This window comes from Streptomyces sp. NPDC002870 (assembly GCF_042888505.1).
In the GTDB taxonomy this organism is placed as follows: domain Bacteria; phylum Actinomycetota; class Actinomycetes; order Streptomycetales; family Streptomycetaceae; genus Streptomyces.
Genome location: NZ_JBIAPW010000008.1, coordinates 41,754 through 66,356, shown reverse-complemented (window position 1 = coordinate 66,356; position 24,603 = coordinate 41,754). Strand labels below are relative to the sequence as shown.

Sequence of the window (24,603 nt, the reverse complement as noted above, 5' to 3'; positions counted from 1 at the left end):
AGCACCACCAGGCGGGGCGTCGGCCCGCACTGCGCACGGACCGACGCCCCGCTTTTTTGTACCGAGAATGAGTGGTCAACCACACATAGAGGAGAACTCGATATGAACGCCGACATCACCGTCGACGAGGGAGCCCCCGTCGTCGTACGGCTCTCGAACACCGTCAACGCCCCGCTCGCCACCGTCTGGGCGGTCCACACGGACATCGACTCCTGGGCCGACTGGAATCCGGACGTCGAGCGGGCCCAGCTCGACGGCCCGCTCGCCCCCGGAGCCAGTTTCCGGTGGCTCACTCACGGCCTCGACATCACATCCACGGTCCACCAGGTCGTGCCCCGTCGACGCATCGTCTGGGGAGGCCCGTCGCAGGGCATCGAGGGTGTCCACGTATGGACCTTCAAGGAGACGGACGGCGTGGTGACCGTCCACACCGAGGAGTCCTGGAGCGGAGCTCCGGTCGATGCCCAGCCCGATCAGCTCCGGCAGGCGCTCGAACAGTCCCTCGTCTCGTGGCTGAGCCACCTGAAGACCGAGGCCGAGCGCCGCTAGCGGCGTCGCGGCGGCGGGGACCGCGCCGCCGGTGCCGCGTGGTGCCGTCCCGCTCCCCGTTGCCCTCCCCGCGAAGTCACCCACCGCTACCCGCTCACCCGAGTGAGCCCACCCACGGCACAACCCATTGGAGAGGTCACCAGCATGAGCACGAACAAGCCCTACCTGACCGGCCACTACACCCCCGTCGCCGACGAGATCACCGCGACCGTGCTCACGATCGAGGGCAGCCTGCCGCCAGAGCTGACCGGCCGGCTGATCCGCAACAGCCACAACCCCAAGCCCGGCATCACCCCCACCCACTGGTTCAAGGGCAGCGGCATGGTGCACGGCATCCGGCTGCGCGACGGCCGCGCCGAGTGGTACCGCAACCGCTGGGTGCACACCCCCGCCCTAGAGGGCGCCCCGTACATGACGGAGAAGGGTCCCGACCTGACGGTCAGCACCGCGGGCACGCATGTCATCGAACACGGCGGCCGGCTGCTCGCACTGTGCGAGTCGGCTCTCCCCTTCGAGCTGACCGCCGATCTGGAGACGGTGGGCGCCTTCGACTTCGGCGGCAAGCTGACCTCGGCCATGACCGCGCACCCCAAGGAGGACCCGGGCACCGGTGAGCTGCACTTCTTCTCGTCCTCGCCATTCCCGCCCTTCCTGGTCCACCACGTCTCGTCGCCGGACGGTCAGGTCCTGGAGAGTCAGGAGGTCCCTGGAGCCGGCGCCGCGCTCAAACACGACTTCGCCATCACCGAGCACTACGTCGTGTTCCTGGAGGGCTCGGTGACCTTCGACCCGGCCGAGCACTCGGGCATCCCGTACAGCTGGAGCGACGAGCAGCAGTCGCGCATCGGCGTCATGCCGCGCGGCGCCGGCGGCGCGAGCAGGATCCGCTGGTTCGAGATCGGTCAGGGGTACGGGATGCACTTCGCCAACGCCTACGAGGACGCGCACGGGCGCATCGTGGTCGAGGGCCCGACGGTGGGCCGCGAGAGCTGGCAGCGCTCCTGGAACTGGTGGGTCGGCGCCCCGGACCGCGGCGCCGAGCCCAACTCCGGCTCCCGCACCCGGCGCTGGACCGTCGACCTGGCAGCGGGCCGGGTCAAGGAGGAGCAGATCGACGACCTGACCGTGGAGTTCCCGACCATCAACGAGGCGTACACCGGCCGCGAGCACCGCTACCAGTACGCGCTCTCCTTCCCCGACGACCTCGGCATCGGCAACCACACCCTCGTCAAGTACGACCGCCGGACCGGGGGCCGTCAGCTGCTGCCCGTGGGCAACGGGCAACTCCCCAGCGAGGCCGTGTTCGTCCAGGCCGACGGCGCCACCGAGGAGGACGCCGGGTACCTGCTGACGGTGGTCAGCGACCTGAACGCCGACGCGTCGAAGATGCTCGTCCTGGACGCCTCCGACCTGACCGTCCCGCCGATCGCCACCATCCACCTGCCCCGCCGCGTGCCGGCCATGATCCACGGCTCATGGATCCCGGACGCCGCCTGACCGCGAGAACGGGGCCGGGTGCCGGGCACGGCGCCGACTGCCCGGCACCCGGCCGGAGTCGATGCCGCGCAGGGCGCCGCGGGGCCGCCTCGGCCGATCGGGTGTTCTGCCGGCCGGACCGGTGCCTCCCGCGCGCTTCCGGGTACAGCGGCGCACATGACCCGAATCGAGCTCACAAGCCCGGCGTTCAGCGACCACGAAACGATCCCCCGCCGCCACAGCGGCGAAGGGGACGATGTCTCACCTCCCCTGACCTGGTCCGGGGTGCCGGACGGGACGGCGGAGCTGGTTCTGCTCTGCGAGGACCCCGACGCCCCGAGTGGGACGTTCCTGCACTGGCTCGTCACCGGTATCGCCCCGGAGAGTTCCGGTGTGGAGGAGGGCGGGACGCCCCCCGGCGGCCGCGAGTGGCCCAACGGTTTCGGACGAGTGGGCTGGGGCGGGCCGATGCCTCCACCGGGTCATGGGGCGCACCGCTACTTCTTCCGGCTGTCCGCCGTTTCCGAGCCGCTGCCCCTGCACGGTCGAGTGTCGTCCGACTCGATCCACCAGGCCCTGGACGGGCGGGAGTTGGCGGCCGGCACACTGGTGGGCACATATCAGCGCTGACGCGTCCACGATGATGTGCGGCGGCCTCCTCGTTCAGACGGGCGCGGAGGTCTCCGCCTTGGCGATGAGCAGGTCGAGGAGCGAGAGCAGGGCGTCACGGGCGTCCTGGCGGGAGCGGGCGTCGAGCATGAGGATGGGCGTGTTCGGATCACGCAGGTGCAGCGCCGCCCCGATCTCCTCCGCGGTGTACGGCTGCTCGCCGTGGAAGCAGTTCGCGCCGACCACGAACGGAAGCCCTCGGTTCTCGAAGAAGTCGACGGCCGGGAAGCTGCGGTCCAGGCGTCGCGTGTCGACCAGCACGATCGCTCCGAGGGCCCCGTTCAGCAGGTCGTCCCACATGAACCAGAAGCGCTCCTGGCCAGGCGTACCGAACAGGTAGAGGACGACTCCGGCGTCGGTGAGGGTGATACGGCCGAAGTCCATCGCGACGGTGGTCACCGTCTTGGACTCGATGCCGTCGAGGTCGTCGACGCCGACGCCGGCGGCCGTCAGCCGCTCCTCCGTACGCAGCGGCTCGATCTCGGAGACGGTCTCGACCAGAGTGGTCTTGCCGACCCCGAATCCCCCGGCGATCAGGATCTTGACGGGGGCCGTTTCCCGGGCAGGGGATTCATATTCGGGCAAGGCTGTCCCTGATTCTCATGAGCAGGTGGACATTGGTGGTCTCGGCTTCCGCCAGGGGCGGCCGGTGGTGGATCAGCCCGCGATCCGCGAGTTCGCCCAGAAGGACCGTCATGGGAGTGAGGCGCATGTGCATCCGGGCCGCGATCTCGGCGACCGCCCGCCCGTCAGGCGCCGGGCACATGGAGAGGATGGCCTGCCACTCGGTGGGCAGGCCGCCGTGGGCGTCCGCGGCGACCGCCGCCGTGATCGTGGTGTCCATGGTCAGGACAGTGTGCGGAGCGGCTGTACGGCCATCGGTCAGGGCGTACAGCCGCGTCCGGCGGCGGCGTCCGTGCTGCGGATCGTCCGTCATTACGGCGTGGGCGCCTGGGTGCGCTCAGGTGTGCCCAGCCACTCACCGAGCGCCTGCGCGGTCCGCACCGCCTCGCCGCCCAGCTCCCCGAGCCGTGCCTTGCGGGAGGTCACGACGATGAGTGTGCTGCCCTCCCCGCACCCGACGATGCAGAGATACCTGTCGTCCATCTCGACCAGCTGGCGGATCACCCGGCCGCCGTCGACCTCCCTGGATATCGCCTTCATCGTGGCCGCGATTCCGGAGGACGCCGCGGCTATGCGCTCCGCCTGGGGCCGCTCCAGCAGGTAGGCGCTGAGCTTGATCCCGTCGTTGGACAGGAGCACGGCACCCTGGATGCCCGCGATCCTGCTCAGATTGTTGTCCAGGATGCTGTAGATCATGTCGTTCGATGTCGTCGTCATGGCTGATCCTGTCGGAGCTCTTCTTCCACTGTCTGGGTCCCGTGTTCGTAGTCCGCCCAGGCGTCGGCCACCTCTTCAGGCGTCGCCGTGTTCTGACGGACCGCTGGTTCCGGTGCGCGTGGCTCGCGGAGTTGCTCGGCGATATGGGTCTGCGGGACGCGCTCGGGCAGGGCCGGCCGGGAGTCGCCCTCCCGCGCGACGGGGCGCACCGGGAGCGCGCTCGCTTGCGATTGCTCGTGCGTCCGGCGGCTCGGCAGGCCGGACCGCGAATGCAGGACCAGTTCGGGCTTGCGCTGGTCGAGGATGCGCGGTGCGGGACTGGGGGGCTCCGGGACGGGCGGTGCGGGGGCCGACGGTGCCGACGCGCGCGCCGGCTCCCGTTCGGTGGACACGAGCACCTCCTTGGGAACGATGACGACGGCCGATGTCCCGCCGTACACCGAGCGGCGCAATGTGACCCTGGCCCGGAGCTGGTCGGCGAGGTGGCCGACCACGAAGAGACCCAGCCGGTGCGCGTTCTGTGCCAGGACGGCGTACGGCGGCGCCGAGTGCAGCCGCCCGTTCATCTCCTCGTAGCTCGCGGGGGTCACTCGCGGACCGCGGTCCTCGATCTCGACCGACAGCCCGTCAGCCACCAGCTCGGCCCGGATGACGACCTTCGACCTCGGCGGGGAGAATCGGGTGGCGTTGTCCAGCAGCTCTGCCAGGAGGTGGCTGATCTGGCTGATCACGCGCGGTTCCACGCTGATCTCGTCAAGGGCCTGCCGCTCGATCCGCCGGAAGTCCTCGACTTCCGATGCCGCCTCGCGCAGCAGGTCGGCGACGCGCATGGGCTCGGTGTGCGGGTCGGGGATCTCGCCGCCCGCCAGGATGAGCAGGTTCTCGATCTGCCGCCGCATGCCCACCGTCAGCTGGTCGGATCGCATCAACTGGGCAAGGAGCGCCTCGTCGTGGCCGAAGGTGTCCTGGAGGTCTTCGGTGAGGGTCAACTGGCGGCTGACCAGGTTTCCGGTTCGTGAGGCGATGCCTGCGGCGAACATACCGAAGCCCTGCCGTTCGTCCGCGAGCCGCCTGTGTCCGTCGACGGATACGGCGACGACCCGGGCGAACGCGTCGCTGATACGACCGACCTCGTCCTGATCCCCACGGGCCCTGGGCAGCGCGTCGGCGTCGACGGGCTGACCACGCTGCAGCCGGGCCACGACGTCCGGCAGCGTCTCCTCGGCGATGGTCACCGTGCGCTCGTGCAGACCGCGCAGGCGGCGGAACACCGTTCGCGTGGTGAACACGACGACGCCCGCGACGACCAGCAGTGCCCCGCCGCTCCCCGCGACCAGCCAGGCGACCTCCGCCTCGAGCTCTGCCGCCTTGGCGTCGGCATGTGCGAGCAGTCCCCGCGCCCGGTCGGCGTTCAGCGTGCCCCACTGCGCCGCCCACTTCTCCTGCGCGGCCCCCCAGCCGCTGACCTCTCTGGGCAGCTTCACACGCAGGCCGACGTCCGTGTGCTCGGACACGACCGCGTTCTCGATGCGGCTCTTGGTCTGCCACGCGTCCGAGCCGTTGATCTGCGCGTAGAGCTCGCTCCCCTCGCCGGACAGATACGGCACGATCCATATGTCGTACAGGTAGCTGTGGGCTCCGACGGCGTTGACGAAGTCGGCGAACCTGGAGGTGCTCAGCTCCCTGGACGGCCCGGCCTGCGCGAGGATCGTGTCCTCCTGCGCCAGGATCTCCGACGCCGAGAACATGGCGACGACCACGCGGCTCTCCTGGGCAAGCTCGCCGTCTTCGATGTGGCTGAACTCGTCCTGGTAGAAGCGGATCATCTGGGTGATCACGCTGGTGTAGTAGGCGATCGAACTGTCGGCGATACCGCTGCGGGCGTCCACGCGCTCGCGGTAGGCGTCCAGGTCGTCGAGGCCTTCCGCCACCTCCAGGAGGCGACGGTCCGCCTGCTCGGATCCCGCCGCAGCGGTGGCCGACGACCGGCGGAATTCGGCCGCGGCCCGGTCCGTTGCCGTGCGCCGGTTCCGCAGGTCCTTCTCGGACACCGAAGAGCCCGCCCACCGCGCGGCCGTCATCGACCGCTCTGCCTGCATCTCGACCATGAGTCTGTACAGCGGTACGCCGATCCGCTCACCGGTCGCCACATCGGCGCGCAGGCGCTCCGACTGCTCCAGCAACCGGTCCGCGGTCACGACGACTTGTGCACCCATCGCCACAGTGGGGACCACCGCCAGCCAGATGAGCAAGGTACGCAGACGCACGGTACGCCGCCGACGACTTCTCGATGGGCCTCGTGGGCCTTTGGGCGCTATGGGTGACATCAGTCCTCGGGGCGGGGAGAGCGGGGACGGGCCGTGAGGGATGCCGATCATATCCAGCCACGCAGAGAAATGGAGAGGGTTGTCTCAGTGATCAATGCGTGGTATTTGCGTCAGGGGGTGTTGCAGACCAGAGGCCGTATCGAAGTCCAACCGATACGCCGGGGCAATGCTCGGGCGCCCGCGCGGTGTCGGTCAGCCGACGGCGGGTGGCGGCAGGAGGGCGGCGACGGACACGATCAGGGGATCCAGCTCACCGTTGCCGGCCTCGGCGTCGGCGATGAGCCCGGCGCGCATACGCGGGTCCCAGAAGGTCCGGATGTGCGCGGCGATCTCCTCGGCCGCCGTGGCCGGATCGCGGTGCCGGAACTGCGCGGCGATCTCGTTGGCCAGTCGTACATGGGCGGAGGTCGGTGTATGGGTCATGGGCTCACTCCGCGCCGGCAGTGACGGCAGCCCCGGCTACGGGAGCGGAAGACACCGAGGCGGGCTGTTTCAGTGCCACCTGAACCGCAGTCACCTTGTACTCCGGGCAGTTGGTCGCCCAGTCCGAGTGCTCGGTCGTCACCACATTGGCCCCGGTGATGGGATGGTGGAAGGTCGTATAGACGACACCGACCGGCATCCGGTCGTCGATCCTCGCCCGCAGACTGGTCTCGCCGACCCGGCTGGCCAGCGCCACCGTGTCGCCGTCCCGGATTCCGCGCACCTCGGCGTCGTGCGGGTGCAGTTCCAGTACGTCCTCCGGATGCCAGACCACATTCCCGGTACGCCGGGTCTGAGCCCCGACGTTGTACTGGGACAGGATGCGGCCCGTGGTGAGGATCAGCGGGTACTTCCGGGTGCTGCGCTCCTCGGTCGGCACGTAGACGGTGTCCACGAACCGGCCCTTGCCCCGGACGAATCCGTCCACGTGCATGATCGGCGTGCCCTCGGGAGCCGCGTCGTTGCACGGCCACTGCACGCTGCCCACCCGGTCGAGCTTCTCGAACGAGACCCCGGCGAAGGTCGGCGTGGTCATCGCGATCTCGTCCATGATCTGCGCGGCGTTGTCGTACTTCATCGGGTACCCCATGGCCTGCGCGATCTCGCAGACGATCTGCCACTCGTGCTTGCCGGTCTTCGGCGCCATCACCGGCCGCACCCGGTTGATCCGGCGTTCGGCGTTGGTGAACGTGCCGTCCTTCTCGAGGAAGGACGTGCCCGGCAGGAAGACATGGGCGAACTTCGAGGTCTCGTTCAGGAACAGGTCCTGCACGACCACCAGTTCCAGCGCCGACAGCGCGGCCGTTACGTGCTTGGTGTTCGGGTCCGACTGGGCGATGTCCTCACCGTGCACGAACAGCGCGCGGAAGGAGCCGTCGATCGCCGAGTCGAACATGTTGGGAATGCGCAGGCCCGGCTCCGACTGCAGGGTCCTCCCCCACAGCGTCTCGAAGACCGTACGCACCGCGTCGTCCGACACATGCCGGTATCCCGGCAGTTCGTGCGGGAAGGAGCCCATGTCGCACGAGCCCTGCACATTGTTCTGCCCGCGCAGCGGGTTCACTCCGACACCGTCGCGTCCGATGTTGCCGGTGGCCATGGCGAGGTTGGCCATGCCCATCACCATCGTCGAGCCCTGGCTGTGCTCGGTGACCCCGAGTCCGTAGTAGATCGCCGCGTTGGGGGCGGTGGCGTACAGCCGAGCCGCGGACCGCAGTTCGTCGGCCGGGACACCGGTGATGTCGGCGACCGCCTCGGGGCTGTGCTCAGGGCGCGCGATGAACCGCTCCCATGTCTCGAAGTCCTCGCAGCGCTCCGCGACGAACTCGCGGTCCACCAGGCCCTCGGTGACCACGACGTGTGCGAGGGCGTTGACCAGCGCCACATTGGTGCCGGGCGCAAGCTGCAGGTGGTGCGCGGCCTCGATGTGCGGGGAGCGCACCAGGTCGATCCGGCGCGGGTCGGCGACGATGAGCCGGGCGCCCTGCCGCAGCCTGCGCTTCATCCGCGACGCGAACACCGGGTGCCCGTCGGTCGGGTTGGCGCCGATGACCAGGATGACGTCCGCCTTGGCGACGGACTTGAAGTCCTGGGTGCCGGCCGAGGTGCCGTAGGTCTGCTTGAGGCCGTAGCCGGTAGGCGAGTGGCAGACCCGGGCGCAGGTGTCCACGTTGTTGTTGCCGAAGGCCGCGCGGACCATCTTCTGGACGGCGTAGACCTCCTCGTTGGTGCACCGCGAGGACGTGATGCCGCCGATCGCGGCCGCGCCGTGCCGGGCCTGGATGTCGAGCATGCGCCGGGCGACATGGCCGATGGCCTCCTCCCACTCCACCTCCCGCCAGGGGTCGTTGATCCGCTCGCGCACCATCGGCCCCAGCTTGCGGTCGGGGTGGGAGGCGTAGCCGAAGGCGAACCTGCCCTTGACGCACGAGTGGCCCTCGTTGGCCCCGCCGTCCTTGTACGGGACCATCCGTACGACCTCGTCGCCGCGCATCTCCGCCTTGAAGGAGCAGCCCACACCGCAGTACGCGCAGGTGGTGATCACGCTGCGGTTCGGCATGCCCAGCTCGACCACGGAACGCTCCTGGAGCGTGGAGGTCGGGCAGGCTTGCACACACGCGCCGCAGGACACGCAGTCGGACTCCATGAAGCTGCCGCCCGCGCCCGCCGCGACCTTGGAGGCGAATCCCCGGCCCTCGATGGTCAGGGCGAAGGTGCCCTGCACCTCGCCGCAGGCCCGTACGCAGCGGGAGCAGGAGATGCACTTGCTCGCGTCGAAGTCGAAGTACGGGTTGGAGCTGTCGGTGGGCTCTTCGAGGTGGTTCTCGCCGTCGAAGCCGTAGCGGACCTCGCGCAGACCGACGACCCCGGCCATGTCCTGAAGTTCGCAGTCGCCGTTGGCGGGACACGTCAGACAGTCCAGCGGGTGGTCGGAGATGTACAGCTCCATGACGCCGCGGCGCAGCCCGGCCAGCTTGGGTGTCTGGGTGCGTACCTTCATGCCCGGCGCGACAGGCGTGGTGCACGACGCCGGGGTGCCTTTGCCGCCATCGATGTCCACCAGGCAGAGGCGGCAGGAACCGAAGGGTTCGAGGCTGTCGGTGGCGCACAGTTTGGGGATGTCGATACCGGCCTCTGCGGCGGCGCGCATCACCGAGGTGCCCTCCGGGACCAGCACCTCCTTGCCGTCGATCTCCACGGCCACGGCCGCCTCGCCCGGCCGCGCCGGCGTACCGTGGTCCGGCTCCTTGATCAGGCTCATCGCCTTGCCTCCGCAGTCGCTGCGAAGTCTGCGGGGAAGTGCTCCAGGGCGCTTTTCACCGGCATCGGAGTGAGCCCGCCCATCGCGCACAGCGAGCCCTCGGTCATCAAGTCGCACAGGTCGCCCAGGAGTACGAGGTTGGCCGACCGGTCCTCACCGGCGACGATCTTGTCGATGACCTCGACGCCGCGGACCGCGCCGACCCGGCAGGGGGTGCACTTGCCGCACGACTCGGCGGCGCAGAACTCCATGGCGAACCGGGCCTGTCCCGCCATGTCGACCGTCTCGTCGAAGACCACCACACCGCCGTGTCCGACCATCGCGCCCGCTGCCGCGAACGCCTCGTAGTCCATGGGCAGTTCGAACCACGAGGTGGGCAGATAGGCGCCGAGCGGCCCGCCGACCTGGACGGCGCGCACCGGCCGCCCGGACCGGGTCCCGCCGCCGTACCCCTCGACCAGTTCGCCGAGCGTCACACCGAAGGCGGTCTCGACGATGCCGCCCCGGGCGATGTTGCCGCCGAGCTGGAAGACCTGCGTGCCCCGGGAGCGGCCGGTGCCGAGGTCCGCGAAGGCTTTCGCGCCGTCGGCCAGGATCATCGGTACAGAGGCGAGAGTGAGAACGTTGTTGACCACGGTCGGCTTGCCGAACAGGCCTTCCAGCGCCGGGATCGGCGGCTTGGCGCGGACCGTGCCGCGCTTGCCCTCCAGGCTCTCGAGCATGGAGGTCTCCTCGCCGCAGATGTACGCGCCCGCGCCGACCCGTACGAACAGGTCGAAGCGGAGATCCGAGCCGAGGATGTCGCTGCCGAGCCAGCCGCGCTCGTACGCCGTAGCGATCGCCGCCCGCAGGGTGGCCACCGCGTCCGGGTACTCCGAGCGCACATAGATGTAGCCCTCACTGGCGCCGACCGCGAGGGCGGCGATGGTCATACCCTCAATGAGGGTGAACGGGTCGCCCTCCATCAGCATGCGGTCGGCGAACGTACCGCTGTCACCCTCATCGGCGTTGCAGCAGACGAACTTCAGTTCCGAGTCCGCCTGTTGGACCGTCTTCCACTTGATGCCGGCGGGGAAGCCGGCTCCCCCGCGCCCTCGCAGCCCGGACTCGGTGACCTCGGTGACGGTCTCCTCCGGGGTGAGTTCCAGGGCGCGCCGCACTCCTTCCAGGCCGCCGTGCGCGATGAAGTCCTCCGCGGAGAGCGGATCGACCACGCCCACGCGTGCGAAGGTGACCCGGGTCTGGTCGCGGAGCCAGCCGATGTCCTCGGTACGGCCGAGGCACAGCGGATGCCCGGCTCCGTCCAGCATCCCGGCGGCGACCAGGCCGTCGACGTCCTCGGGTGCCACGGGACCGTACGCGACGCGGCCGGCCGGGGTCGCCACCTCCACCAGCGGCTCCAGCCACAGCATCCCGCGCGAGCCGTTGCGGATCAGACGTACCGTACGTCCCGCGGCTGTGGCGGCCTCGCTGATCCGGTCGGCGACCTCGTCGGCGCCCACCGAGCGGGCCGCGGAGTCGCGGGGCACATAGACCGTCACAGGGGTGCTCATGCGTCCACCTCCAGCAGGGCGTCCAGCCGCTCCGGGCCGACCCGGCCGTACAGCCGCCCGTCGATCTCGACCGCGGGGCCGGTGGCGCAGTTGCCGAAGCAGAAGACCTGCTCCAGGGTGACCTCCCCGTCGGGGGTGGTCTCGCCGAAGGAGATCCCGAGCCGTTCGCGGGCGCGGTCGGCCACCGTCACCGCGCCCACCGCCTGGCACGCCTCGGCGCGGCAGATCCGTACGGTCCTGCGGCCCGGCGCGGTCTGGCGGAAGTCCTCGTAGAAGGTGACGACGCCGTACACGTCGGCCCTCGACAGGTTCAGTTCGGTGGCCAGGACCGGGATCACCGCCGGATCGACGTACCCCAGTTCTTCCTTGACGGTGTGGAGGACGGGCAACAGTGCACCGCGGTCGCCGCGATGCTCCGCGACGATCGAACGCACCCGGTGCTCCAACGACTGCTCCGGCAACGGCGCCATGACCCGCCCCTTCGATCGCGCGGCATGTAGCGGCATCTACAGGGGCACTGTCCTGCGGATTTGCGGGAGCGTCCAAACGTTCTTGGCTATGGCCTGTTAGGCGCCGTCTATCAACGGTGAACAGGCGGGTGCAGGTGCTTGCGCAGGATGTCGTCCAACGCGGCGCCCATGTCGACCCGGTGGGCCACGTCCACCAGCGCCCGTACCAGGCTCAGTCCCGGATCTCGGTCGGCCAGCACCAGGCCGATGTGGTGGTTGCGGGCGGGTCGCTCCATGGGCACCAGCCGCATCCCCTCGGGCACGCCGAACAGGCCGAGCCACGCGTGGGCGATGACGGTGGACCACCGCTGCGTCCCGAGGTGGGAGTAGAGGGCCGACACGGTGTCCGTCTCCACGGAAGGGCTGACGCTCACTCCGGCGTCGGCGAAGTTGCGGTCCAGGATCCGGCGGTTCTGCATCACCGGGGCGAGCAGGCACAGCGGGACGCCGGCCGCCTCGGCCCAGCCGACCCGCTCCCGGTCCGCCAGTTCGCAGTCCTGCGGTGTCAGCAGCAGATAGCGCTCGCGGTACAACGGAACCGTGCGTACGTCGCCGAGCGGCTCCCCGTCCACGTAACTCATCCCCACATCGAGGTCGAACTCGGCCAGCCGGTGCACCATCTCCCTGGACGACACCGATTCCAGCGAGATCCTGACCTGGCGGTGCTGGTCGAAGAACGGCGTGGTCAGCAGCTGGGCGGCGGTCAGCGCCGTCGGGATCGCGCCCACCCGCAGCACCCCGGTCAGCCCGCCGTCCATCGCCGCGAGGTCGTCGCGCAGGGCATCGCGCTCCGCCAGAATTCTGCGGGCCCACATCACCACCCGCTCGCCCTCGGGCGTGAAGCCCTCGAAGCGCCTGCCCCGTCGCACGATCATGACCTTGAGCTCGCGCTCCAGCGTCCGGATACCCGCGGAGAGCGACGGCTGGGACACATGGCAGGCCTCGGCGGCCCGCGCGAAGTGGCGTTCGCGTGCCAGCGCGGTCAGATATTCGAGTTGTCTCAGCAACACTGCCGGCTCCTACCCAGGCGAGTCGATCCGGTGCTCGCCTGGGTACAGGTTCAGGGACGTGCCGCGCGCTGTCGATGTTCCTGCCGCACAGGTCGGTCCGACCGATGCGCCGAACGGAAGCGGCGCCCTCACCGGTTTCGTGAGAACGGCCGCCACCGCATCACCCGGGTCACCACGGCGGCGTATGCGATGCCGGCGCCGAGTGAGACGATCATCGACACCACCGCGAACTGGTCGTCCAGGCGCGGGAAGACCTGCCAGTGAGTCACGTAGATGCAGAGCGAGCTGCCGGCCAGTACGCCCGCCACGCGGTTGACCGATCCCAGACTCGGCAGATTCCGCACCCACACCAGGAGCGCGAGGCCGGCGATGATGACCGCCTCGCGGGCGGGCTGCCCGAAGAAGCCAGGAACCGTCGCCACGGCTGCGGCCGTCACCAGCAGCCGCTGCCGCACAGTTGCCGCCTTTGCGGCGGCCCATCCCATGGCGAAGAGCCAGAAGACCGTGACGGCCAGCGGAATGTGGCCGCGGGCGTCGAGGCCGAGGAGGTCGTAGCGCCCGATCAGGCCGAGCGTCATCAGGGCCGTGGGAACGGCGAAGGGGAAGCGTCTCTCGGTGCGGTCCACGAGTGGTACGGCGAGCACGGCGGCGACGGCCGCCATGATGTAGACGAGGGCCTCGATGAACCAGAACCCGGTGTGCGGTCCGAGGAGGCTGGTGAGCAGCAGGACGTCGGTGAGCCGGTAGTCGTCGGTGACCAGCAGCATCAGTGCCAGCCAGGCCACGCTCGGCGCGGCGATCCGTGTGATGCTCCGCCCGAGGTTCCGCAGGCGCTCGCGGCGGTCGGCCGAAGTGAGGTGGAATCGGGCGAAATTGTACCCGGCGACTCCGAGCAGCACATGGGCGCCGCCCTTGACCATGAAGAGGTGGATGTGCGAGCCGACGATCAGCACGATGGCGACGGCGCGCAGGGCGACCCCGGTCTCCAGGGTGCGGCGGCGGGTCTTCGGCCGGTCCTCGGCCGGCTGCCCCGACGGCTGCCTGAGTTCACGGATCGGGAGCGTGTGCCAGTTGTCGGGCAGACGGCCGAGCACATCCTCCAGCCTCAGTGACATCTCGACGTAACTCAGCGAGTCGCCCCCCAGGCTGACGAAGCTGCTGTCCTCTGTGACCTGGTCGCGGTCGAGAATCTCCGCGTACAGCCGGCACAGGTCCACGGGGCCGGTGGGCGTCGTCCGCCGGCCCGGCACGGATATCGCCGCGTCTGCGGCGGCCTCGGGCCGGGTCAGTTCGCGTATGGCCCGGTAGTCGGGCTTTCCCGTGGCGAGCCGGGGCAGTTCGGGCAGGACACGGACCCGCACGGCGCGGGCCGGCAGGCCGCATTCGCCGGTCACCATCCGCCGCACGCGCGCCGCGTCGACAGTGTCCGGATCGCCCGCGACGGCCACCGCCAACTCGTCGTCGTCACCGGTGCAGCAGGAGGTGATGCCGTGTTTCTCGAGCGTCGCCTCGACCTGTTGCGGATCGATCCGCAGGCCGAGGATCTTCGCGAACCGGCTTCGCCGCCCGAGCAGTTCGTACAGCCCGTCGGGGGTGCGCCGGGCGATGTCACCGGTGTGCAGCTCGTCGACGGACCGGCCGAGCCCGAGGTCGTCAGGACTTTCTGCGTAGCCGAGCATGACGTTGGGGCCCGCGTACACCAGCTCGCCGGTGTCCTGGCCGGGCCAGTCCGGCAGCGGCTGCAACCGGAAGGAGCCGCCGGGGATCGCGATACCGGCCGCCTCGGGACGGGTGTGGGCGAGGTCCGGTGGCAGGTACGCCATGCGGGCCGTCGCCTCGGTCTGCCCGTACATGACGAACAGGTCCCAGCCGGCGGTGCGGCCCAGGGCCGCGTAGTGCGCTACCCGGTCGGGCGCCAGCCGTCCGCCCGCCTGGGTGACGTAACGCAGATGCGGCAGCTCCATCGTGGCGAAGCCGACCCGGTCGAGCAGGTCGAAGGTGTAGGGGACCCCGGCGAACGTCGAACCCCGGCCGGCCTTGAACAGCTCCCAGAAGCAGGCGTCGGCGACCGAGAGATCGGTGAGGATCAGGCCGGCGCCGCGCAGCAGATGGCTGTGGATGACGGACAGGCCGTAGCAGTAGTGCATGGGCAGGGTCGTGGCCGCGCGATCACTGTCGCGGATGCCCAGGTATTCCGCGATGGATTCGGCGTTGGCCTGCAGGTTCTCGTGCGACAGGCGGACGAGTTTGGGTGATCCCGTGGAGCCTGAGGTGCTGAGCAGCAGCGCGAGGTCCGGGTGCAGGGTGTGCGCGGAGACCGCACGCCGCTCGTCGAGCACCCATGCATCGCCGTCGGGGCGTGCCACGACATCCGGGTTGTACGCGTCGGTCAGCGACTGCACGGCTTCGGGGTGGTCGCCCGGCACCAGCAGGACGGGGTGCCCCGCGGCCAGCGCCGCCAGGTGGACGACGAGAGCGTCGACCGTGTTCGCGCCGACGAGGAGTAGCAGGCGCCGTTCCGGGCCGAGGCGGCGTGCGGTCTCGGCCACCCGTGCGGCGAGCTCACGGTAGGACACCGGGCCGTCGGCGGTGATGAGCGCCGTGCGGTCGCCGTGGGCCGCAAGACTGCGGGCGAACGGAACGGTCTTGGTGCCTGGGAGCAGGCCGGAAGGGGCAATCACGGACGCATCTTAGGAAAGCCTTACTTTCTTTGATAGTCACAGCGAAGTCACAGCCGATCCACTGAAGATCCACGGAACGGCCGCCGGTAGGGTCGGCTCCGCCGCCCTGTCGCCAAGACGGGGCTGTTGTGTACATCACTCTTGACGTTTAGGTTAGCTTTACCTTATTTATAGGGCGTTCAAAGGTTCCTCCGCGGCACCGTCACGCCGCTCGCTCCCTGACGACGCGACGCGCGGCGACGGAAGTGAGCCACGCAGGAAGGCTTCTCTCATGCGACGCCCCTTGGTCCGACGTCTGACCGCGCTCGTCGCGGCGGCTCTGCTGCTGCCCGCACTCGCAGGCTGCGGCAGCGACGAAGACGACGCCGGGCTCGTCATCTACTCCGGCCGGAACGAGAAGCTGGTCAAACCGCTGCTGGACGAGCTGGAGAAGGCTGTCGGCACCAAGGTCGCCGTCCGCTACGGCGACAGCGCCGAGCTGGCCGCCCAGATCCTGGAGGAGGGCGACAAGACGAAGGCCGGGCTGTTCTTCTCCCAGGACGCCGGAGCCCTTGGGGCCCTCTCCACGAAGGGCCGTCTGCAAAAGCTCCCGCAAGCGTCGCTGGACCAGGTCGACGCGGCGTTCCGCGGCGGCGCGGGCGACTGGGTCGGCACATCCGGGCGCGTGCGCGTCCTCGCGTACAACCCCGGCAAGGTCTCCAAGGTGCCGGACAGCGTCCACGAGCTGACCAAGCCGGAGTGGAAGGGCAAGATCGGGTACGTCCCGACCAACGCCTCCTTCCAGGCCTTCGTCACCGGCATGCGCGTCCTGGAGGGCGACGAAGCCACCCGTACCTGGCTCAAGGGCCTGAAGGCCAACGACCCGAAGGTGTACGAGAACAACCTCAAGGTGCTGGAGGCCGTCGGTGAGGGCAAGGTCTCCCTCGGCCTGGTCAACCACTACTACTGGTACGAGCAGGTCGCCGAGAAGGGCAAGGACAAAGTGGGAGCAAAGATCCACTTCCTGCCGGGCGGCGACCCGGGCGCGCTCGTGAACGCGGCCGGAGTCGGCATCCTCAAGGGCAGCGACCAGGCCCCCGTGGCCCAGAAGGCCGTCGACTTCCTGCTCTCGAAGAAGGCGCAGACGTACTTCGCCGACGAGACCAAGGAGTACCCGCTGGCCGCCGGTGTCACCAGCAAGGTCAAGGACCTGCCGCGGCTGGACTCCCTGGACGCCCCCAAGATCGACCTCGGCAAGCTCGAATCGCTTCAGGAGACCCTGAAGATGCTGCAGGACGCCGGGATGGTCTGAGCCGTCATGCACACCAAGGATCCCGTCGTGCGGACGGATCCCGCCGCTCGCCCGGCCGGCACTGCCGCGCCGGCCGGGCGGCTGAGTGGCGGGCGCCGGCCGTCGGCCGTCCTGCTGGTTCCGGCCGCCGTCGCCGCGGTGTTCGCGCTGCTGCCGCTCGGCTATCTCGCGGTGCGCGCGCTGGAACGCGGCCCCGGCCTCGCCTGGGACGTCGTCGCCACTGAGCGCACGGCCCAGCTGCTCGGCCGCAGTCTCACACTCGCCGCCGTCGTTGTGGCGGCCTGTCTGCTGCTGGGTGTCTCGCTGGCCTGGCTGACCGTGCGGACCTCGCTGCCCGGTGCCCGCGTCTGGTCGGTGCTGGTCACCCTGCCGCTGGCCGTGCCCAGCTATGTCGCGGCCTTCGCCTGGCTCTCCGCCTTCCCGGAACTGGCGGGCTTCACGGGAGCCGCGCTGGCGCTGACGCTGGTCAGCTTCCCGTACGTCTATCTGCCGGTCACCGCGGCCCTGCGCGGCACCGATCCTGCACAGGAAGAGGTGTCCCGCTCGCTCGGTCTCGGGCCGCTGCGGACCTTCCTGCGTGTCACGCTGCCCCAGATCCGCCCGGCGGCGGCGGGCGGCGCGGTGCTGGTCGCGCTCTACGTGCTGTCCGACTTCGGCGCGGTCTCCCTGATGCGCTACGACACCTTCACCCGCGGCATCTACACGTCCTACCGGGCCAGTTTCGACCGCACTCCGGCCGCCGCACTGAGCGTCGTGCTGGTGGTGATGACCGTGGCACTGGTCGCCCTCGAGGCACGTACGCGCGGACGTGCCGGGCACGCCAGGACCGGCAGCGGCACGGCACGCCGCGCCGCCCCCGCACCGCTGGGCCGGTGGCGGATGCCCGCGCTGGCCTGGTGCGCGGCGGTCACGGCCGTCGCCGTGGTCACTCCGCTGGCCACGCTCGGATACTGGCTGGCCGTCGGCAACTCCGCGACCTGGGACCCCGCCGGACTGCTCGACATCGCAGCCACGACGCTCGGCATCGCCGCCGCGGGCGCCGCGCTCACGACGCTGCTCGCGCTGCCCATCGGGGTGATCGCCGCCCGCCACCGGGGCAGGACCGCCCATCTGCTGGAACAGTCCGCCTACGCGGGCCACGCCCTGCCAGGCATCACCGTCGCGCTGTCCCTGGTCTTCTTCGCCGTCCGCTATGCCGAACCGCTCTACCAGGAACTCCCGTTGCTGGTCTGTGCGTACGCCGTGCTCTTCCTGCCGGTGGCGGTGGCCGCCACCCGCGCCGCCGTGCTCCAGGCCCCACCTGTCCTGGAGGACGTCGCACGCTCACTCGGCCGCAGCCCACTGCGCGTGCTGCGGGAGATCACCGTGCCGCTGGCCGCTCCCGGCGTCGCCGCAGGGGCGGCCCTGACCTTCGTGGTCTGCATGAAGGAACTGCCCGCCACCCTGCTGCTGCGCCCCACCGGCATGGACACCCTCGCCACCCGCCTGTGGACGGAGACCGGAACAGGATCGTTCGCCGCCGCCGCGCCGTACGCCGCCACCCTGATCCTGCTCGCCGCCGTCCCCTCCTACCTCCTCGGGAGGCACCGCACATGACCGCTCTGCAGATCATCGGAGTGTCCAAGGCCTACGGCCCGGACGCGGCCGTCCTCGACGGGCTGGACCTCACCGTCCCCGGCGGCGCGCTCGCTGCCGTGCTCGGCCCGTCCGGCTGCGGCAAGACCACCCTGCTCCGCATCATCGCCGGCTTCCTGCGCGCCGACTCGGGCACCGTCACGGTCGCCGGACGCACCCTGACCGCCCCCGGACTGAACGTGCCACCCGAGAGCCGCAGCGTCGGCATCGTGCCGCAGGAGGGCGCGCTCTTCCCGCACTTGAGCGTCGCCCGCAACGTCGCCTTCGGCCTGACCGGCACCGATCGCGGCAAGCGCCGCAGCCGGTCGGAGGAGATGCTCGAACTCGTCGGCCTGGGCGGATACGGCAACCGGATGCCCCACGAACTCTCCGGCGGTCAGCAGCAACGCGTCGCCCTGGCCCGGGCCCTGGCGCCAAAACCCGCGCTGGTCCTGCTCGACGAGCCGTTCAACGCCCTCGACAGCACCCTGCGCGCAGGAGTCCGGGCGGATGTCCGCGCCGCCCTGCACGCCACCGGCGCCACCGCCGTTCTGGTCACCCACGACCAACAGGAAGCCCTCTCCACGGCCGACCTCGTCGCCGTCGTACGAAACGGGAAGGTCGCGCAGTGCGACACGCCCCAGGAGGTCTACCAGCACCCCGCCGACCCCTGGGTGGCCCGGTTCGTCGGCGACGCCGTACTGCTGCCGGGAACCGCCACGAACGGCACAGCCACCACCGCGCTGGGCCGGCTGCCCCTCGCCCCACATGCCGGGGACAGCCGCACCGGGACCGTTCTTCTGCGGCCCGAGCAACTGCAACTCACCGAAACCTCAACGGCAGTCCAGGGCACCGTGACCGAGGTGAGCTTCTACGGCCACGACGCCATGGTCACCGTCGACGTCGACGGGCTGACGAGTCCGGTGGAGATCCGGGTCGCCGGACCCGTGCCCGTACGCCCCGGTCAGCGCACCGGCATCCACGTCACGGGCGAAGCGACCCTGCACTCCTGAGAAGCTGCGGGCCCCGGCGTACTGTCGGCCGGAGTGCCTGCGCCGGTCCCCCGGGCTGCCCGCTGCCCCGCCGCAGTGCGTCCCACCGGTCTTCGAGGTCTCCGGCCTGGAGTAGCGACGGCCCGCCTTGACTGTCGTGGCACGCATTTCTCGTTCCCGCATTCGTTAACCGGCGGGATTACCGCGCTCTCACCGCTGACTTCAGCGCGGATTGCACCAACCACACAGCTCTCCGGAGATTTCGTATCACTCATGTAACAGCCGGCGGCATTAGCGGTTGTGATGAGCCGGTATGGACCCAACGGGCCTCAGTCCGGCAGGAGTTGGCGGATTGAGCACCCTTGTCACTGCGGTCGCTCGTTCCGCATAATCGCAGGGCGCTTTGCGAACTCATCCCCCACTGGGTTCGGACGCCTTGCGGCGTGCTGCCGTTTTCCAACGCACTTCATTCGGCGGCGACTTCCGGTTCCTGGGGTGGCATGAGCTCGTCATTGAGCGAACCCCCCACGAGAGGAAGTCCATTGAAGAACTACCTGAAGCACCTGAGGACGACCACCGCGATCGGTGCCGTCGCCCTCGCCGCCGTCAGCCTCCAGCCCGGCGCAGCCAACGCCGCCTCCACACCGACCCCACGCGGTGAGATAGGCACGAAGGTCGTCGGCGGGACCAAGGCCGATCAGGGTGAATTCCCGTTCATGGTCCGCCTGTCCATGGGCTGTGGCGGCGCGCTGTACGCCAAGGACATCGTTCTGACCGCCGCCCACTGCGTCGACGGCAGCGGCCCGAACACCGGCATCACCGCGACGGCGGGCGTCGTCGACCTGGAGGACTCCAACGCGGTAAGCGCGAAGTCCACCGAGGTCCTCCAGGCGCCCGGCTACAACGGCAAGGGCAAGGACTGGGCGCTGATCAAGCTCGACAAGCCGCTCGATCTGCCGACGCTGCCGATCGCCGGCGACGACAAGTTCAACACCGGTGATTTCGACATCGCCGGCTGGGGCGCGGACAAGGAAGGCGGCGACCAGCAGCGCTACCTGCTCAAGGCCAAGGTCCCGGCCATCGACGACGCCACCTGCAAGACGGCGTACGGCGACCAGCTGACCCCCGGCGAAGAGCTCTGCGCCGGGATCCTGAACACCGGCGGCGTCGACACCTGCCAGGGCGACTCCGGCGGCCCCATGTTCCGCAAGGACGACGCGGGTGCCTGGATCCAGGTCGGCATCGTCAGCTGGGGCGAGGGCTGCGCGCGCCCGGGCAAGCCCGGTGTCTACACCGAGGTGAGCGCCTTCGCGGCGGACATCAAGAAGGCCGCCGACGGGCTGGGCGGCTGACGCCGGTCAGTACGCGTTGAGCAGTTGAGCACCATCGCGTCCCGGCGCCGGGCCTCTGACCGCACGGCGCCGGGACGCGGCTAGGGCTCTGGTCGGGCGAACCTCGCCGGCCAGAGCCCGAGCCGAAGTTGCTGTCGTAGGCCGCCGCCCGCTTCACGGCGTCGGTCAGCGCCTGCGGGTGACGCCCGCGCTGTCCGCCGCTGACTGGAGCGAACGCAGCGCGAGCAGCAGGAAGCCGATGTCGTCCAGGAGGACCGGGTCGGGCAGCAGGTCGACCGGGCTCGCCAGGTAGATCAGGGCGCCCCAGAAGTTCGCCTTGTTCTCGACGGGAATTCCGGCGTCCTTCAGGCGCCTGCGTGCCCTCACGAGTCTGAGCAGGAGCATGCCGGCCAGCACTACGGTGGTCACGATCAGGGCCGCGGCGACTGCCGCCACCACCCACAGTTCGGTACGCATCACTTCTCCCGTCTTCCAGGAGAACCAGTACCCCACAGCGGGGCACCGAAGTCGCCGGAGGCGCCCCGCCGGGTGACCATGGAGAACGAGTCACAGCACACGGCACAACCTGGCGCACACGCCAGGGGCAGGGGGCTCGGGTCGGTTCGCACAGGGGGCCTCTCGGCGGGAGATGCCAGTGGTAAGCACCGATGTACTGGTCGTGGGCGCCGGCCCCGTCGGGCTGACCGCGGCCGCGGAACTCCGGCGTCGCGGCGTCGACTGCCGCATCATCGACAAGCTCCCGGCCCGGCTGCCGTACGCGAAGGCCGTGGGAATCCAGCCCAGAACACTGGAGGTCTGGGACCGGATGGGCATGGTGCGCGCCGCCCTGGAGGCCGCTGTGCCGATGCGCGGGCAGTTCATCTACGTCAACGGCGCCGAACAGGCACGCATCGACCTCAGACTCCCGCCCGAGGTCCCCTACGGCTTCGCTGCCCTGCCCCAGTACGAGACCGAGCGCATCATCGAGGAACACCTCGCCCGCTTCGGCACCCGGATCGAGCGCGGCACCGAGCTGGTGTCGTTCACACAGGACGGCGACGGGGTCCGGAGCCGGCTCACCACCTCCTCCGGCGAGGAGCAGGAACTCCTGTCCCGCTACCTCATCGGCTGCGACGGAGCGCACAGCATCGTCCGCAAGACGCTCGGGCTCACCTTCGAAGGCGGCGCGTTCCCCGACGAGTACATGCTCGCGGACGTGGAGGTCGACTGGAGCCTGCCGCAGGGCTACGGCGTACGCGCCATGCATCAGGTCGACGGAGCCACCGACGACCTGCTGGTCTGCATCCCGCTGCCCGGACGCTCCCGCTACCGCGTGTCCATGCTGGTGCCGCCCGAGCTCTCCACCAAGGGACAGCCGGGCGACCGGGACGAGGTCAGCCACGGGCTGGAAGGCGGCCGCGCACCAGGACTCGAACACATCCAGGCGGTCCTCGACCGGCTCTCCCCGGAGCCGACCACCGCCTCAGCCATGCGCTGGTCCTCCGTCTTCCGCATCAGTCACCGCATTGTGAATCACTATGCGAACGGCCAGGCCTTCGTCGCCGGCGACGCCGCGCACATCCACCCGCCGACGGGTGCCCAGGGCATGAACACCGGCATCCAGGACGCCTACAACCTGGCCTGGAAGCTGGCCCTCGCCGTTGCGGACATCGCGCACCCCCGACTACTCGGCAGCTACGACGCCGAACGCCGCCCCGTCGGCCTGGAAGTCGTGGGACGCACCGTCCGGCACGCCGCCGCGGGCATCGAGGCCGACCCGGCCGCCCCCGAGACAATCATGCTGCGCGAAGCCCAGTTGCTCGTCGCCTACCGCGACAGCCCCATCGTGGGACCGGGCACGCTGGGGCAGGAGGGCCCCGACGCCGGCGACCGGGCGCCCGACTGCGGCGGCCTCACCGGCGCGATCGCCTCCTACCCCATGCGCCTGTACGACGTGCTCCGCGACCGCGGCCACCTGCTGCTGCTCTACGCGGACACGGATGGACCGATGTCCGGGTTCAACGAACTGGCCGCCACAGCCAGGGACATGACTCATGGTCAGGTCGATGCCTGTATCGTCCTCGCCGCCGGCGCCGGCGCAGGTGCCGACGGGGCGCAACTGCCGGTCTTCCGCGACAGCAGAGGAGAGTTCCGGCGCGCCTACCACGCCGAGGGCCCCACGGCCCTCCTGGTACGCCCCGACGGCTACCTTGGCGCTCGCCTCACCCCCGCGACCGCGCCCGAGCTGTCGGCCCACCTCGCGGGGGTCTTCCGCACCTGAGCCGTTGTCCGACCCCTGCGCTACGTTTCCACCAGACGGAATTCGTAGAAACCATGACAAAGAGGGCGTACGCTGACCAGAACGCCGTAATGCACCGCGGATGGGTGATGGAGGCGGCGTATGACCGACCCCCATGGCTTCCTCAAGACCCCCCGTCGACCCAGCCCGGCTCGCCCCGTCGAGGAACGGCTGAGCGACTGGAACGAGGTCCACACAGGACAGGCGCTGCTTCCGCTCGTCTCCGAGCAGGCGGGGCGGTGCATGGACTGCGGCATACCGTTCTGCCACGACGCCTGCCCGCTGGGAAACCTCATCCCGGAGTGGAACGCGTACGCGAGGCGGGGGGACTGGCGAGCCGCGGCCGAGCGGCTGCACGCGACCAACAACTTCCCCGAGTTTACCGGGCGACTGTGCCCGGCGCCGTGCGAGGACGCCTGCGTGCTCGCCATCAACGCCGATCCGGTGACGATCAAGAACGTCGAGCAGGCCATCGCCGACCAGGCCTGGGAGCAGGGGTACGCGCCGCCGCAGCCGCCGCAGCGGCTCAGCGGGAAGACCGTCGCCGTCATCGGCTCGGGGCCCGCTGGGCTGGCGGTGGCGCAACAGCTCACCCGCATCGGCCACACCGTCGCCGTCTACGAGCGCGCCGACCGTATCGGCGGGCTGCTGCGCTACGGCATCCCCGAGTTCAAGATGGAGAAGCGACACCTGAACCGCCGTATCGAGCAGATGAGGGCGGAGGGCACAAAGTTTCGCACCGGTGTGAAGGTCGGCAGCGATCTGGACGCCACCGAGCTCAGGAGGCGTTACGACGCGGTGGTCGTCGCTGTCGGAGCCACGGAGCGGCGGGAGCTCCCTGTGCCCGGACGCGAGCTCTGCGGCATCCATCAGGCAATGGACTACCTGACCCTCGCCAACCGGGTCACGGAGGGCGACTATGCATCACCCCCCGTCACCGCCGAGGGCAAGCATGTGGTGATCGTCGGCGGCGGGGACACCGGATCGGACTGTCTGGGCACCGTGCTGCGCCAGGGCGCGGCCTCCGTGGTGCAGCTGGACATCAACCCCGAGCCGGGCGACGCCCGGCCGGAGGCCGAGCCCTGGCCCACCACCCATCCGAAGGTCTACCGGATCTCCCATGCCCATGAAGAGGCCCGGGGGCGGGAGGGCACGGATCCGAGGCTCTTCTCCTCCGCCACCTTCCGCTTCGAGGGGAATCGGGCGGGCCACGTGCGCGCGGTGCACCTGACGGAAGTGGCGCCCGGGGCCAGAACGCCGCGACCGGGCACCGAGCGGATGATCCCGGCCGAGCTGGTGTTGCTCGCCCTCGGCTTCACCGGTCCCGAGCGGGGCAACGGCCTGATGGAGCAGCTCGGGCTCACGCTGGACGGGCGGGGAAACTTCGCGCGGAACGCCGCCTTCGCGGCCGCGTCGGCGGAGGCGAAGCAGACTGAGCGCGCCAAGGCGGAGGGCGTGTTCGTCGCGGGCGACTCGGGACGCGGCCAGTCACTGGTGGTGTGGGCCATCGCGGAGGGACGGGCCGCAGCGGCGGCCACCGACGTCTATCTGACCGGCTCCACCGTGCTCCCGGCCCCGATCGGCCCAACGGACCGGCCTCGGGCGGTGTGACCCGCCGACCGTTTCATTTCTGTGCGGAAAGTCGACCGTTTCATTCCTGTGCGGAATGTCGACAACGGAACGTCCAAGCCTGACCGACCCTCAACTCTCTGTACAC

Annotated in this window: 20 protein-coding genes; 9 read left to right on the top strand and 11 right to left on the bottom strand. The window is 69.9% G+C overall.

Going from position 1 to position 24,603, the window contains the following annotated elements; translation table 11 throughout:
* The first annotated feature begins 102 nt into the window (after positions 1-102).
* The 3 genes from ACFYWY_RS12565 to ACFYWY_RS12555 all read left to right on the top strand — a co-directional run bounded on the left by ACFYWY_RS12565 (position 103) and on the right by ACFYWY_RS12555 (position 2,655).
* Positions 103-549 carry an SRPBCC family protein gene (locus ACFYWY_RS12565; protein WP_389183955.1) on the top strand — a complete coding sequence of 149 codons (447 nt, stop codon included), beginning with the start codon at positions 103-105 and terminating at the stop codon, positions 547-549.
* A gap of 144 nt (positions 550-693) precedes the next feature.
* The gene (locus ACFYWY_RS12560) at positions 694-2,046 is read left to right on the top strand and encodes a carotenoid oxygenase family protein (RefSeq protein WP_389183952.1); all 1,353 of its coding nucleotides are present in this window, start codon (positions 694-696) and stop codon (positions 2,044-2,046) included.
* A 156-nt stretch (positions 2,047-2,202) separates the two neighbouring features.
* A complete protein-coding gene (locus ACFYWY_RS12555; protein WP_389183949.1) occupies positions 2,203-2,655 on the top strand; it encodes a YbhB/YbcL family Raf kinase inhibitor-like protein in 453 nt (150 codons plus the stop codon).
* Between the two features lie 33 nt (positions 2,656-2,688).
* On the opposite strand, the gene ACFYWY_RS12550 is transcribed toward ACFYWY_RS12555, so the two are convergent.
* The 10 genes from ACFYWY_RS12550 to ACFYWY_RS12505 all read right to left on the bottom strand — a co-directional run bounded on the left by ACFYWY_RS12550 (position 2,689) and on the right by ACFYWY_RS12505 (position 15,359).
* Positions 2,689-3,279: an ATP/GTP-binding protein gene (locus tag ACFYWY_RS12550; protein ID WP_389183946.1), complete on the bottom strand. Its 591-nt coding sequence runs from the start codon at positions 3,277-3,279 to the stop codon at positions 2,689-2,691.
* Entirely contained in the window at positions 3,266-3,631 is a 366-nt protein-coding gene (locus tag ACFYWY_RS12545; protein WP_389183943.1) for a DUF742 domain-containing protein, read from the bottom strand. The genes ACFYWY_RS12550 and ACFYWY_RS12545 overlap by 14 nt, the downstream gene beginning before the upstream one ends.
* Complete coding sequence (locus ACFYWY_RS12540; protein ID WP_389183941.1) at positions 3,631-4,035, bottom strand: roadblock/LC7 domain-containing protein; 405 nt, start codon at positions 4,033-4,035, stop codon at positions 3,631-3,633. The genes ACFYWY_RS12545 and ACFYWY_RS12540 overlap by 1 nt, the downstream gene beginning before the upstream one ends.
* The gene (locus ACFYWY_RS12535; RefSeq protein WP_389183938.1) at positions 4,032-6,302 is read right to left on the bottom strand and encodes a nitrate- and nitrite sensing domain-containing protein; all 2,271 of its coding nucleotides are present in this window, start codon (positions 6,300-6,302) and stop codon (positions 4,032-4,034) included. The genes ACFYWY_RS12540 and ACFYWY_RS12535 overlap by 4 nt, the downstream gene beginning before the upstream one ends.
* Before the next feature lie 252 nt (positions 6,303-6,554).
* Entirely contained in the window at positions 6,555-6,785 is a 231-nt protein-coding gene (locus tag ACFYWY_RS12530; protein ID WP_389183935.1) for a formate dehydrogenase subunit delta, read from the bottom strand.
* Positions 6,786-6,789: 4 nt separating this feature from the next.
* Positions 6,790-9,606 carry a formate dehydrogenase subunit alpha gene (gene fdhF, locus ACFYWY_RS12525; protein WP_389183933.1) on the bottom strand — a complete coding sequence of 939 codons (2,817 nt, stop codon included), beginning with the start codon at positions 9,604-9,606 and terminating at the stop codon, positions 6,790-6,792.
* Positions 9,603-11,159: a formate dehydrogenase beta subunit gene (locus ACFYWY_RS12520; RefSeq protein WP_389183930.1), complete on the bottom strand. Its 1,557-nt coding sequence runs from the start codon at positions 11,157-11,159 to the stop codon at positions 9,603-9,605. Before ACFYWY_RS12520 ends, fdhF begins: the two co-directional genes overlap by 4 nt.
* A complete protein-coding gene (locus ACFYWY_RS12515; protein ID WP_389183927.1) occupies positions 11,156-11,629 on the bottom strand; it encodes a formate dehydrogenase subunit gamma in 474 nt (157 codons plus the stop codon). The genes ACFYWY_RS12520 and ACFYWY_RS12515 overlap by 4 nt, the downstream gene beginning before the upstream one ends.
* Before the next feature lie 110 nt (positions 11,630-11,739).
* The gene (locus ACFYWY_RS12510; protein ID WP_389183924.1) at positions 11,740-12,678 is read right to left on the bottom strand and encodes a LysR substrate-binding domain-containing protein; all 939 of its coding nucleotides are present in this window, start codon (positions 12,676-12,678) and stop codon (positions 11,740-11,742) included.
* A 128-nt stretch (positions 12,679-12,806) separates the two neighbouring features.
* Positions 12,807-15,359 (bottom strand): AMP-binding protein, encoded by a 2,553-nt coding sequence (locus ACFYWY_RS12505; protein ID WP_389183921.1) that lies wholly within the window; start codon positions 15,357-15,359, stop codon positions 12,807-12,809.
* Positions 15,360-15,630: 271 nt separating this feature from the next.
* Between ACFYWY_RS12505 and ACFYWY_RS12500 the strand changes: the two genes are divergently transcribed.
* The 4 genes from ACFYWY_RS12500 (at position 15,631) to ACFYWY_RS12485 (ending at position 20,608) form a co-directional block, all read left to right on the top strand.
* Positions 15,631-16,650 carry an iron ABC transporter substrate-binding protein gene (locus tag ACFYWY_RS12500; RefSeq protein WP_389183918.1) on the top strand — a complete coding sequence of 340 codons (1,020 nt, stop codon included), beginning with the start codon at positions 15,631-15,633 and terminating at the stop codon, positions 16,648-16,650.
* A gap of 6 nt (positions 16,651-16,656) precedes the next feature.
* The gene (locus ACFYWY_RS12495) at positions 16,657-18,246 is read left to right on the top strand and encodes an ABC transporter permease (RefSeq protein ID WP_389183915.1); all 1,590 of its coding nucleotides are present in this window, start codon (positions 16,657-16,659) and stop codon (positions 18,244-18,246) included.
* A complete protein-coding gene (locus tag ACFYWY_RS12490) occupies positions 18,243-19,277 on the top strand; it encodes an ABC transporter ATP-binding protein (RefSeq protein WP_389183912.1) in 1,035 nt (344 codons plus the stop codon). The genes ACFYWY_RS12495 and ACFYWY_RS12490 overlap by 4 nt, the downstream gene beginning before the upstream one ends.
* 521 nt (positions 19,278-19,798) lie before the next feature.
* Positions 19,799-20,608, top strand: coding sequence for a S1 family peptidase (locus ACFYWY_RS12485; protein WP_389183909.1), 810 nt, complete (start codon positions 19,799-19,801; stop codon positions 20,606-20,608).
* A 165-nt stretch (positions 20,609-20,773) separates the two neighbouring features.
* Here the strand turns inward: ACFYWY_RS12485 and ACFYWY_RS12480 are convergent, their stop codons facing one another.
* Positions 20,774-21,064, bottom strand: coding sequence for a hypothetical protein (locus ACFYWY_RS12480; RefSeq protein WP_389183907.1), 291 nt, complete (start codon positions 21,062-21,064; stop codon positions 20,774-20,776).
* Between the two features lie 172 nt (positions 21,065-21,236).
* Between ACFYWY_RS12480 and ACFYWY_RS12475 the strand changes: the two genes are divergently transcribed.
* Both ACFYWY_RS12475 and ACFYWY_RS12470 read left to right on the top strand, forming a co-directional pair.
* The gene (locus tag ACFYWY_RS12475) at positions 21,237-22,868 is read left to right on the top strand and encodes an FAD-dependent monooxygenase (RefSeq protein ID WP_389183904.1); all 1,632 of its coding nucleotides are present in this window, start codon (positions 21,237-21,239) and stop codon (positions 22,866-22,868) included.
* 120 nt (positions 22,869-22,988) lie between these two features.
* A complete protein-coding gene (locus ACFYWY_RS12470; RefSeq protein WP_389183901.1) occupies positions 22,989-24,497 on the top strand; it encodes a glutamate synthase subunit beta in 1,509 nt (502 codons plus the stop codon).
* The last annotated feature ends 106 nt before the right edge of the window (positions 24,498-24,603 follow it).